General features: G+C 61.7%; 7 protein-coding genes. 1 reads left to right on the top strand and 6 read right to left on the bottom strand.

Features of this window, described 5'->3' with window-relative positions:
- Positions 1–21 precede the first annotated feature (21 nt).
- A complete protein-coding gene (locus tag ABEH28_RS00760; RefSeq protein WP_346628785.1) occupies positions 22–516 on the top strand; it encodes a GNAT family N-acetyltransferase in 495 nt (164 codons plus the stop codon).
- 3 nt (positions 517–519) lie between these two features.
- Here ABEH28_RS00760 and ABEH28_RS00755 read toward each other — a convergent pair whose 3' ends face one another.
- The 6 genes from ABEH28_RS00755 to ABEH28_RS00730 form a co-directional block, all read right to left on the bottom strand.
- On the bottom strand, positions 520–2325 hold the full coding sequence (locus ABEH28_RS00755) for an EAL domain-containing protein (protein WP_346626686.1): 1806 nt from the start codon (positions 2323–2325) through the stop codon (positions 520–522).
- Positions 2326–2497: 172 nt separating this feature from the next.
- Positions 2498–3664 (bottom strand): putative zinc-binding metallopeptidase, encoded by a 1167-nt coding sequence (locus ABEH28_RS00750; RefSeq protein WP_346628784.1) that lies wholly within the window; start codon positions 3662–3664, stop codon positions 2498–2500.
- A gap of 1001 nt (positions 3665–4665) precedes the next feature.
- Complete coding sequence (ligA, locus tag ABEH28_RS00745) at positions 4666–7014, bottom strand: NAD-dependent DNA ligase LigA (protein ID WP_346628783.1); 2349 nt, start codon at positions 7012–7014, stop codon at positions 4666–4668.
- 74 nt (positions 7015–7088) lie between these two features.
- Entirely contained in the window at positions 7089–7937 is an 849-nt protein-coding gene (zipA, locus tag ABEH28_RS00740; RefSeq protein ID WP_192174196.1) for a cell division protein ZipA, read from the bottom strand.
- A gap of 275 nt (positions 7938–8212) precedes the next feature.
- Positions 8213–11701, bottom strand: a complete 3489-nt coding sequence (gene smc / locus ABEH28_RS00735; protein WP_346628782.1) for a chromosome segregation protein SMC — start codon at positions 11699–11701, stop codon at positions 8213–8215.
- Between the two features lie 3 nt (positions 11702–11704).
- Complete coding sequence (locus ABEH28_RS00730) at positions 11705–12364, bottom strand: GntR family transcriptional regulator (RefSeq protein WP_192174194.1); 660 nt, start codon at positions 12362–12364, stop codon at positions 11705–11707.
- Positions 12365–12582: the final 218 nt, after the last annotated feature.

Here is a 12582-nt window from a genome sequence, read left to right as displayed (position 1 = left end):
CGCAAGACACAGGAATCATCGATGCACTTCGCGCTCACCCCATACGAATCCCTCTCCCCCACGCAACAGCGCCAGTTGCTGGAGATCGAGCTGCTGCCCGAGCAGATCCGTCACGTCGGCGACATTCATGGCGGTCTGCACACGCTCACTGCACGTCCCGTCGTCGACCGGCAAGGCTTCGTGCTGCTGATCGACGACATCCCCCGGGGCTTTTTCGTCCTCAAGCGCAGGTCACTGCTGCCGGACTGGGCACGTGACCGCCCGCGCATCACCACCACATTGCACGCGCTGATGATTGATGAAGGGTTTCAGGGGTTAGGACTGGGCAAGCGGTGCCTGCGCGCGCTGCCGGGGTTGGCGCGAGCGTTATGGCCAGACACGGAGCAATTGATGCTGGCCGTGGAGGCCGGCAATCACCCGGCGCGCCAGCTGTACCTGGCGCTGGGTTGGCAGGATTTGCCCGAAAGCGATGCGGCTTACGACAGCTTTGAGCGGCTGATGCTGCTCACGCTGTAACGCTCAATGGGCCAGTGATCGCAGCTGCCGAACCTTGCGGCGGCGCTCGACGTTCATCCAGTGCTCGAGGGCGGTGACGGTCATGGGCCGCGCGACGAGGAAGCCTTGCACTTCGTGGCAGCCCAGTTCGCAGAGAATTTCGTAGACGCCTTCGGTTTCCGCGCCTTCCGCGACGACGCGATAACCAAGGCGCTTTGCCAGGTCGACGATGGCTTCTACCAGGCCGCGGTCCTTGTCATTGCTGTCAATGTTTTCCACCAGCGACTTGTCGAGCTTGACCGTGGTGGCCGGCAGTTGCCGCAGGTAGGTCCAGTTGCTGTAACCGGTGCCGAAGTCATCGATGGCGATGTCGATGTTCAATCCACGCAGGCGCTCCAGCTGCAGGCGGGTCACTTCAGGGTTGTCGCACAAGGCGCTTTCGGTGAATTCAAGCTCGAAGCCGCTCGGGTCAAGACCGCTGACTGACAAGTGCTCGAACAGCGCGTCGCTGAACGATGAGTTCGCGAGGTCGATCGCCGATACGTTCATCGCCACTTTGAAGGCATAGCCCTGGGCCTGCCAGATCGCCGCTTGCGCAACGGCCTTTTTCAGCACCCACAGGCTGAGGGAGCGAATCAGCGCGGTCTTTTCCGCCAGGGGAATGAATTCCATTGGGCTGATCGGGCCCAGCATGGGATGTTGCCAACGCAGCAGCGCTTCGACGGTCACAATACGGCCGGTCGCCACTTCCAGCCTCGGCTGATACACCAGCGACAGTTGATCCGGGCTGCGCACCGCCTCGGCCAGCGCGGCCAATAGTAGAAAGGCTCGTTGCTGAGCGAAGTCCAGATGGGGCTCGTACCAACGCCAGCCCGTCGATTTGCCCCGGGCTTCGTCCGCCGCGCTGACCACCAGCCGAATCCAGTCGCGCTCATCGCAGCGGTCCAGGCCCAATGGCAGCACACCGATGCCGACGTCCATCTGAATGGGAATATTGCGGCAGATCAGCGGCTGACGAAAATGCTCGAGCAACTGCCGAAACACCCTCTCGGCCTGCTCGGGGCGGGCATGACGGGTGATCAGCGCGATGCGCGTGGGGCTGACTTTGTACAGCGCGGTGTCGGCAGGCAACTGGCTGCGGCAGTTATCGATCATGCAGCGCACCAGCTCCTGGGCAAAGCTGTAGCCCAGCGCCTTGACGATGCTGTCGAGGAACGCCGGTGCGACCATGTCCAGCGCGACCAGCGCGTATTTGCGGCGATCGTGCAACGCCTCCAGATCCTCCTCAAGACGCAGGCGATTGAACAAACCCGTGGGCTGATCGACGAAGCTGGCACTGCGCAGGTTATTAAGGCGCTTCATCACCAACTCGCCGTACATTTCCAGCATGGCCTGGTCGCGCGGATCAAGTTGCGGCCGGGGCGTGGTGTCAATGATGCACAGCGTGCCGAGGGCAAGACCATCGGCGGTCACCAAGGGCACGCCGGCATAAAAGCGGATGTGGGGCTCCCCGGTCACTAGCGGGTTATCGCTGAAGCGCGCGTCAAGCATCGCGTCAGGAACCTGAAACGCCTCATGGCTGAGGATGGTGTAGGCACAGAAAGCGATATCGCGCGGCGTCTCGCGCTCTTCAAGGCCTGCCCGTGCCCGAAACCACTGGCGGTGCTCACTGACGATGGAAACGAGGGCGATGGGGACCTGGAAATAATGGGTCACCATCGAGACGATGTGGTCGAGCACATCGTCAGCCGTCGCATCGATGAGCCCCATGTGGGTGATGCGTGAAAGCCGGGAACGCTCGTTTTTGGGCAGTGGAGCACTGGTGGCCATAACTGAAATCCCTTCTAGACCGCTTCGCCAACCGCTTCGCCAGTAGTATCAAAACGATATGTATAGGGAAAATAGCACCGCTTTTTGCGGTGTGCAGGGGTCGCGGACAAGCGGTGAATCCCTTTCACCGCTTCGTACGGATCGCTTTTTTTCACGCACTCACATGAGTGTGCTACTGCACTTGCAGGACCTCATCGGCCTTGCCGCCCGCGCCTTGTATGACCAAATGGATGAAATGCAGCTTGGTGATGACGGCTGGCGGCAACACGAACGGATAAAAATCCGCCTGCCCCATGGCACGGGACAACTCGTTGAGCATGCCGGCCAGTTCGATCCACGCATTGACAAACGCCAGGAACGCCGGCCCGCCCGGATGCTGAGGGTCGTACAAGGTTTCCAGGGGGAACGGCTGGTAGTCGAGGTCCATGTCCCGAGCGCTCATGCCCAGGCTGAGTGCGGTGTCGACGGCGTCCATCATGTGCAGGTAATGCGCCCAGGTTTCGGCCCAGTCTTCCCACGGGTGCATGGTCGCGTAGGCGCTGACGAAACTCTGCTGCCAGTCGGCCGGCGCGCCGTTCTGGTAGTGATGATCAAGGGCGTCGGCGTAGCTGGCACGGTCATCGCCGAACAGGTTACGGAATCCGTCCTGCCAGTAAGTGTCGGCGATCAGACGATCCCAGTAGTAATGCCCCACTTCATGACGAAAGTGTCCAAGCAGCGTGCGGTAGGGTTCGTGCATCTGCACGCGAACCTTCTCACGAATGGCGTCGTCCGCTTCTTCCACGTTGAGGGTGATCAAGCCACTGGCGTGGCCGGTGGTTGGCAGGTTGCCTTCCAGGTCGACGCCGAGGAATTCGAAGGCCAGCCCGCGTTCTTCATCCACGCTTTTCGGGATGAGCTGAAGGCCTAGGGTGATCAACTGCGCCACCAGCCGACGCTTGGCGGTCTCGATCTTGCCCCAGCGCTCGGGGTTTTCCGGCACCGACAGGTCAGGGATGGTCTTGTTGAGGCTACAGGCGATGCAGAAGTCGCCGGCGTTCAGCGCCGGGAATATCCAGTTGCAGGCCGCCGCGGTGTTCAGATTGGCGCAACGACGGTAGAGCCCGGCCTGGGGCTCGTCGCTGAGACGCCAGGTTTGCGCTTCGGGGCCCGGTTCCAGCGCGGCGATTTTGCTCTGCTCGGGCAGATAACCCAGGGCCGCCGAACACGCCAGGCACTGGCTGTTGCGGAAAAACACCGACTGCCCGCAATGGCACTGCCAGACCTTGCTGTTGCGCTTGCTTTCGCCGGCGAATGGCGCCGCGATCCGTGTGCTGAGTTGCTCGAAGAACTGGAACATGGCGATATCCTGATGGGGCTGCAAGCACTAGATCGTCAAGGATGACGGGGGTTCCGTGGGATTTTCTTACGCTTGGGTCCCGCTTATCGGCGGGACTACTTCACTCAGGTCCAGATCCGGGGACCCGCCTAACGGCGGGCATTTCGCCTTCGGCGAGTTACTTGGAAAAGCACCCCAAGTAACCAAGGGTGCTTGCTCTCGGTTGGGCCCGACTTCGTCGGGTTCCCTCACTCCGACGACGCTCCGTGGGCCCGCGCCGAACGGACATCCATGTCCTAGCGGCGCTCTCGCGGCATCCATGCCGCTCGGCCCACTCCGCGTCGTCTGCGTTCGGCCTGCACCCAAGTCGCGTTTGGCGGTGTCTGGGATTTTTGTGCATGAAGATCAAAAGCAGATCAGAAGCAGATCAAGCGCGGATTGAGGGAAGATCAAACGCTGAGGACTTGTGGGAGTGAGCTTGCTCACGAAGGGGCCGGTACATCCATCGGATATCTGGCGTGTTGGATAAAGCATTCGCGAGCAAGCTCGCTCCCACAGGGAGGGCGGTGCTATCAGCAAAAATGTCGGTGCCTGAACTGGCCTCTTCCCGGCTGAAGCCGGTCCTACAAGGCACCGTGTGCCGTCAGTGGGACCAGCTCCGACTGTGGGACCGGCTTTAGCCGGGAAGCTGTTGATCTGCTTTGAAGCGCTTTTGATATTCATACGCAAATGGCTCAAACACCGCAAATCGCGACTTGGGTGCAGGCTGAACGCAGGTCTCGCGGAGTGGCCCGAGCCGCATGGATGCGGCGAGAGCGCCGTCAGGACATGGATGTCCGTTCGGCGCGGGCCCACGGAGCGAGGCCGGAGTGAAGGAACCCTGACGAAGGAAGGGCCCAACCAGGAGCAGGGCCTTTTTGGTTACTTTTTCGGCTCTTGGAAAAAGTGACCCGCCGTAAGGGCGGAACCATAATTCCAGCACACACTAATAATGGATATGGCCCCAATCCCAAGCGCAATCCTCAGCCCACTTCAACGCCATGTTGCTTCAGGAACCCCACAAACGCCTCTTCGTCGAGCACCTTCAGCCCCAGCTCATTGGCCTTGGTCAACTTCGAGCCCGCCCCCGGCCCGGCCACCACCGTGTGGGTCTTCGCCGAGACCGAACCGGACACCTTCGCGCCCAGCCCCTCCAGCTTCTCCTTCGCCACGTCCCGGCTCATCAACTCCAGCGAACCGGTCAGGACCCACGTCTGCCCGGCCAGCGGCAAGCCCTCCACCACCTTCTTCTCGCTCTGCCAGTGCATGCCGAAATCCTTCAGCTGCTGCTCGATCGCCAACGCACGCTGCGCATGCTCCGGGACATCGAAAAACGCCCTCACCGCCTGCGCCTGCTTCTCCGGCAGCGTCTGCCGCATATCCAGCCAGTCCGCCTTGACGACCGCCTCAAGGGTGCCGAACTTGTCCGCCAGCTTCTGCGCCGCACCCGGCCCCACCGACGGAATATTCAACTTGTCCAGCATGCCGCCCAGGGTCGCGCTCGCCGCGAACTCCGCGCCCAGATCGCCCGTGTCCTGCAGCTCCATCTGGCATTCGCCGAGCAACGCGCCGATCACGTTCTGGTTGTGCTCGTCCTCGAAGAAACTGTGAATCTCATGGGCGACTTCCAGACCCACGTCCGGCAGATACGTCAGCACCTCCGGCAGCGCCACAACCACCCGATCCAGCGAGCCCAACGACCGCGCCAACACCTTGGCCGTCTCCTCGCCCACGTCTGGAATGCCCAGCGCGTAAATGAAACGCGCCAGCGTCGGTTTCTTGCTGTCATCAATGGCTTTGAGCAGCTTCTTGCTGGAGATCTCGGCAAAACCCTCCAGATCGATAATCTGCTCGTACGTCAGCTTGTACAGATCGGCGGGCGAGCCGATGAGTTTCTCGTCCACCAGTTGCTCGATGGTCTTGTCGCCCAGGCCCTCGATGTCCATCGCCCGGCGCGAGACGTAATGGATGATCGCTTGTTTGAGTTGCGCGCCACAGGCCAGACGGCCGACGCAGCGATACACGGCGCCTTCGCTGATGGTTTCCTTGCCCTTGCTGCGCTTGATCAGTTGCGTGCGCTCGACCTGGGAGCCGCACACCGGGCAAGTCTGCGGGATCTCGACGGTACGCGCGTCTTTCGGGCGGCGCTCCTGCACCACCTGCACCACTTGCGGGATCACGTCGCCCGCGCGGCGGATGATCACCGTGTCGCCGATCATCAGGCCCAGACGCGCCACTTCGTCCATGTTGTGCAGCGTCGCGTTGGCGACGGTCACACCGGCGACTTTTACCGGCTTCAAACGGGCGACCGGCGTGACCGCGCCGGTGCGGCCGACCTGGAATTCCACGTCCAGCAGCTCGGTGAGTTCCTCCATGGCCGGGAATTTGTGGGCAATGGCCCAGCGCGGTTCGCGGGCGCGGAAACCCAGCTCGCGCTGGGCGGCAATGCTGTTCACCTTGAACACCACGCCGTCGATTTCGTACGGCAAAGACAGACGTTTCTCGCCGATGTCGTGGTAGTACTTCAGGCAGTCTTCGATGCCGTGGGCGATTTTCATCTCGCGGCTGATCGGCATGCCCCACTCTTTCAGCTGCTGGAGGTTGCCGGTGTGGGTGTCGGCGATGTCATGGGACACCTGGCCGATGCCATAGCAGCAGAATTCCAGCGGGCGGTTGGCGGTGATTTTCGAATCCAGCTGGCGCAGGCTGCCGGCGGCCGCGTTGCGCGGGTTGGCGAAGGTCTTGCCACCCACTTCAAGCTGGCTGGCGTTCAGACGCTCGAAGCCGGCCTTGGACATGAACACTTCGCCGCGCACTTCGAGGGTGTCCGGCCAGCCTTTGCCGTGCAGCTTCAGCGGGATATTGCGCACCGTACGCACGTTGACGCTGATGTCTTCGCCGGTGGTGCCATCGCCTCGGGTTGCGCCGCGAACCAGCGCGCCGTTCTGATAGAGCAGGCTCACCGCCAGGCCGTCGAGTTTCGGCTCGCAGCTGTATTCCACCTTCTTCGAGGCGGCCGGCAGGTCCAGGCCTTCGTTGACCCGACGATCGAACTCGAGCATGTCGGTTTCTTCGAAGGCGTTGCCCAGGCTCAGCATGGGGATTTCGTGGCGCACCTGGGTGAACGCCGACAGCGCCGCACTGCCCACCCGCTGGGTCGGCGAGTCCGGTGTCACCAGATGCGGGTTCTCCGCCTCCAACGCTTTGAGCTCGTGGAACAGCCGATCGTACTCGACGTCCGGGATGCTCGGCTCGTCGAGGACGTGATAGCGGTAGTTGTGCTGATCCAGCTCAGCGCGCAGTTCAAGGATGCGGGTTTCGGCGACTTTCATAGGTGTGTTCTCGAAATGCAAAAGAGCAGCCGAAGCTGCTCATTTGGTGATGCTTGAATCTGTGGGAGCGCCAATCAGCGACGCTGGGTCAGGGCGCGACGTTCGAACTCGACGATGCGCTGACGGTAGTGCTCGATGGTCTGCGCGGTCATGACGCTGCGCTGATCGTCTTTCAATTCACCATTCAGCTCATGGGCCAGTTTGCGAGCGGCGGCGACCATGACATCAAACGCCTGCTTCGGATGACGCGGCCCTGGCAGACCCAGGAAGAAGCTCACCGCACGGGTGCTGAAGTGGTCGATATCGTCCAGATCGAACACGCCCGGCTTGACCGCATTGGCCATCGAGAACAGCACTTCGCCGTTGCCGGCCATGCTCTCGTGACGGTGGAAAATGTCCATTTCGCCAAAGCGCAGACCGCTTTCCAGAATGTTCTGCAACAGCGCCGGACCTTTGAAGCCGCTTTCGTCCCGGGAGATCACACTGATCACCAGCACTTCTTCAACCGGCGGCAGGTCCTTGTCTTCGGTGATGCGCTGGTTCGGCTTGTCGTCCGGGAAATCGTCGTCGCGGGCACTGAACAGGTCAGGGCCGGCGCTCAGGTTCAGGTCGCCCTGGTGCGGCTCGTCCTTGCGCTTGCCGCGTCGCGGTTCACGATCGGCGCGCTCGCGGGGCGCTGCACTCATCGTCGGCAGATCGTGCTCGTCGAGTTTCGGTTCTTTATGGGTGTCCAGAACGCGCGCAGGGCCCAACACTTCGGCGGACGTCGGTTCGTCGTCGTCCGGCAGGTTGGATAAGCTGCGGTCCAGTCTGAATTTCAATTTGCCCTTGCCGCCGCGCATACGGCGCCAGCCGTCAAACAGAATACCGGCAATGACAATAATGCCGATGACGATCAGCCACTCTCGCAGACCGATTTCCATGTAGTCCCGTGCCTCTAATAAAATTCTGAAAATTAAGGGCGTCAAACCCCTTTAAAACGTGGAGCCAACTCTATGTTCTGAATGGCCTTTTACCCACGCGAAATGGAAAAGTGGACATTAAGCTAGCACGACCAAAGGCAACTTTACACCGTCTGTTACATCTGGCAGGTCACAAGCATCTGTCACGCTGCGGCGGTGGTTCCTGTACTGGACGCCCGTGCGCCACTTTTCCCTGCAAATCTGCATGATCGCCACGCGATCAACTGCGCATCCCGCTATGACTCCACCAGCGCCATTGCCTCCTCTACGTCCACCGCCACCAGCCTCGAACAGCCCGGTTCGTGCATGGTGACGCCCATCAACTGGTCAGCCATTTCCATGGCGATCTTGTTGTGGGTGATGTAGATGAACTGCACGGTCTGGGACATCTCTTTGACCAACCGGGCGTAGCGCCCCACGTTGGCGTCGTCCAGCGGCGCATCGACTTCATCGAGCATGCAGAACGGCGCAGGGTTGAGTTTGAAGATGGCAAAAACCAGCGCCAGCGCGGTCAGGGCTTTCTCACCCCCGGACAGCAAATGGATCGTGCTGTTTTTCTTGCCGGGAGGACGCGCCATGATCGTCACCCCTGTATCGAGTAAATCTTCGCCCGTCAGTTCCAAATAAGCGCTGCCGCCACCGAAAACTTTTGGAAAAAGTGCCTGAATTCCGCTGTTTATCTGATCAAAGGTCTCTTTGAAGCGGTTACGGGTTTCCTTGTCGATTTTGCGGATGACGCTCTCTAGCGTGTCCAGCGCTTCGACCAGATCGGCGTCCTGGGCGTCCAGATAGCGTTTGCGTTCGGACTGCTGCTGATACTCGTCGATCGCCGCGAGGTTGATGGCGCCCAGACGCTGAATCCGCGCGGCGATGCGTTCCAGTTCTTCTTCGGCGTCTTTCTCGTTGGCTTCGGCGGTCAGGGTCGCCAGCACGCCATCCAGGTCGTAGCCGTCTTCGTGCAATTGCTCCTGAAGCGCCTTGCGTCTTACGGTCAAGGTCTGCCATTCCAGGCGCTGCTGTTCCAGTTGCCCACGCAACAGCGCCGATTGCTGCTCGGCCTGGTTGCGACGCTTCTCGGCCTCGCGCAGTTCGCGGTCGGCGTCTTCCAGGGCGTTCTTGGCGGTGCGCATCTCTTCGTCGACGACCATGCGCTTTTCCAGCAGCTCTTCGAGCTTCATGCGCAGTTCTTCAAGCGGCGCGGCGCCCTCCTCCAGGTTCAGGCTCAGCTGCTCGCGCTTCTCGGTCAGGCGCTCGGATTGCATCTCCAGCCGCTCCAGGGCCCGGCGCGTGGAATCATGCTGCGCACGCAGCGAACCCAGGCGCACGGCCAACTGATTGGCGTGATCCTTATGCTGGCGTGCTTCCTGACGCACCCGGTCCAGGCGCTCGCGCAGGCTGTCGCGCTGGGCCAGCAGCAACTCGCGCTGTTCAGTGTCCAGCGCCATGCTGTCGAGGGCGTCCTGCAATTGCAGGCGGGACTCGCCGAGGGTTTCCTGCTCCATGGCCCGCTGTTCGGCGAGCTCGGTCAATTCTTCGTCGAGCCGGGTGCGGCGCAGGGTCAACTGCTCGACCTTGGCTTTGGCGGCGGACAACTGCGCCTTGAGCTCGCTCTGCTGACGGGCTTCGTCCTGCAAGCGGCGGCGCAATTGCTCGCGATTGTCTTCCTGGGTGCGTTGCTGTTCGCGCTGGGTCGACAGTTGCTCATCCAGCGCGGCGAGGGTCGCCTCCCGCTCTTCGCGCTCGGCTTCCAGACGCTGCAATTCTTGACCCCGCGCCAGCACGCCGCTTTCGGCCTCGCTGGCGCGGCGCACACGGAGAAAATCCCGACCGACCCAGTAGCCGTCGCGGCTGATCAGGCTCTCACCGGCGCCCAGTTGGCCGCGCAGCGACAGTGCGTCGTCGAGGGTTTCAACGGGTTTGACCTGACCCAGCCAGTGGGTCAGATCGATCTGCGTGTCGACCTTGTCCAGCAGGCTGCCGGGGATGCGCGTGACGTCCGCGCCAGCCTTTACCAGACGCAAGTCGCCCTGACTGAATCCGGCCAGATCGAGCCCGGCGAAATCGTCCACCAGCACCGCATTAAGGTCGGCGCCCAGCACGGTTTCCACGGCCATTTCCCAGCCGGCCTCGACCCGCAGCCCTTCGGCCAGACGCGGACGCTCGCTCAGTTGATGGTCGCGCAGCCACTCGGCGGTGCCGGTGCCGGGATCGAGTGCCGCCTGTTGCAGGGCTTCCAGCGACGCAAGCCGGCCGTTCAACCGCTGCAGATCGCCTTGGGCCTGTTGTTGCGATTGGGTGGCCTGTTGCAGATCGACGCGCAGTTGCTCAAGGCGCTCGATCAGGTGTTCTTCTTCGGCGGTCAGTTCTTCAAAGGCCATTTCCCGCGCGGCGAGGTCTTCGCTGAGCTCGAGAATTGTGGCGTCTTCGGGGTCCGCCGCGAGTAATTGACGCTCTTCGCCCAAACGCCGCTGACGCTCGGCCAGTCGTTCCAGGCTGGTTTCCAGCTGCTGGATGCGCGACTGCTGCACTTCCGCCTGCCGCCGGGGTTCGGCGGACGTGAGGTTGAAGGCGTCCCACTGTTCCTGCCAGCCATGCATGGCGGTTTCGGCGTCTTCCAGCGCGGCGGCAGATTCTTCGGCGGCGGCGAGGGTGATCTCCTGCTCCGGCTCGAGCATTTCCAGCTCTTCGCCGAGGGTCGCCAGCAGCGTGCGGTCGTGACCCAGGTGGGATTCGGTTTCCAGGCGCGCACGCTCGGCTTCGCGCAGGTCGTCCTGCAACTGCCGCAAGCGTTGCTGACCGTGCTGAATGCTCTGCTCGACCCGGGCGATGTCGCCGCCCACGGAGTAGAAACGCCCCTGCACCAGGTTGAATCGCTCGGACAGGTCGTGATGACCGTCGCGCAGGCGCTCAATGGCGGCGTCGGCGCTGCGCTGGTCGGCGACCAATGACTCGAAGCCGACCTCCTGATTGCCGATCACCGATTCGCGCTGCGCGACCTGCTCGTTCAGCGCCTGCCAGCGCAACGCCGACAGCTGCGCCTTGAGCTGACGCTCTTCGGCTTTATATTCCTGATACTTCTCGGCGGCCTGGGCCTGACGCTGCAGACGCTCCAGCTGCCGACCCAGTTCTTCGCGCAAATCGGTCAGGCGCGCCAGGTTCTCGTGGGTGCGGCGGATGCGGTTTTCGGTGTCGCGACGGCGCTCCTTGTACTTGGAGATGCCGGCGGCTTCTTCGATGAAATTGCGCAGGTCTTCGGGCTTGGCTTCGATCAGCTTGGAGATCATGCCCTGCTCGATGATCGAGTAGCTGCGTGGGCCCAGGCCGGTGCCGAGAAAGATGTCGGTGATGTCGCGGCGACGGCATTTGGTGCCGTTGAGGTAATAGCTGTTCTGGCTGTCGCGGGTCACTTTGCGGCGGATGGAAATTTCCGCGTAGCTGGCGTATTCGCCGACCAGGGTGCCGTCGGAGTTATCGAAAACCAGCTCGATGCTCGCCTGGCTCACCGGTTTGCGGCTGGTGGAGCCATTAAAGATGACGTCGGTCATCGACTCGCCGCGCAGGTTCTTGGCCGAGCTTTCGCCCATGACCCAGCGCACCGCGTCGATGATGTTGGATTTGCCGCATCCATTGGGGCCGACCACGGCCGCCATGTTGCTGGGGAAGTTCACCGTCGTCGGGTCGACGAACGATTTGAACCCGGCCAGCCTGATGCATTTGAGGCGCATGAATCAGCTGGCCGCCAGGGCAGACAACACCGATTGGCAGCTGCGCTCGGCGTAGCAGGTCAGCACGTCGCGGATCCGCGCCAGATCCCGCGCCACCACCGCTTCGAGCAACTGGCCGAAGAGGGTCAGGTACTCGCTCATTTCCGCCTGGCGTTGATCCAGGGCGAGGAAATAGAAGCGGCTCATGGACGGCTGCAGGTTCTCGACGGTCTCTTCCAGGTACGGGTTGTTGGCGAACGGATAGGCCGCGCGCATGACATTGAAGCTCTCTTCAACGAAGCCCTTCACGTCCTGGCGCTCGCAACTGGCGATGAGCCGCTGCTGAATCTGCTGGAACGCCGCGAGGTCTACCGGCTCTTTCCAGCTTCGCGCCACGGCCAGACCGAGGAGGATGTACATCTCGCTCATCAGGGCGCAAAGGCTGGTGATGTTGTGTGGGGTCAGGACCGAGACCTGCGCGCCGCGACGGGGCAGGATCACGATCAGATGGCGGCGCTCGAGAATCAGCAACGCCTCGCGCACCGAGCCACGGCTCACGTTCAGCGCGGCCGTGACCTTCTGCTCCTGAATCCGCTCCCCTGGCTTGAGCTCGCCGCGGATGATGCGCTCGGCAAGGTGGTGAGCGATCTGCTCGGCGAGGCTGTCAGGTGCCTTGAACGTCATTTCTTACCTTCAACTTCTTTGGTCGCAAACAAGCGGCGGAGTGTATCGCACTGCAGGTCTGTGGCGCAGGGCCATACTGTGGAAACTGGCACGAATTAAGCAGAAACACGGACATGTTTCTGATCACAGGCACTCAGTCGTTAGACGTTATCGTCAGGTGGGTTATCGGCCATTTCTCGAAATAATGAATTTCTTGACCTTTGAGTCAGAAATTAATT

The organism is Pseudomonas sp. Ps21-P2 (assembly GCF_039672565.1).
GTDB lineage: Bacteria > Pseudomonadota > Gammaproteobacteria > Pseudomonadales > Pseudomonadaceae > Aquipseudomonas.
This window is presented reverse-complemented; position numbering and strand designations above follow the sequence as displayed.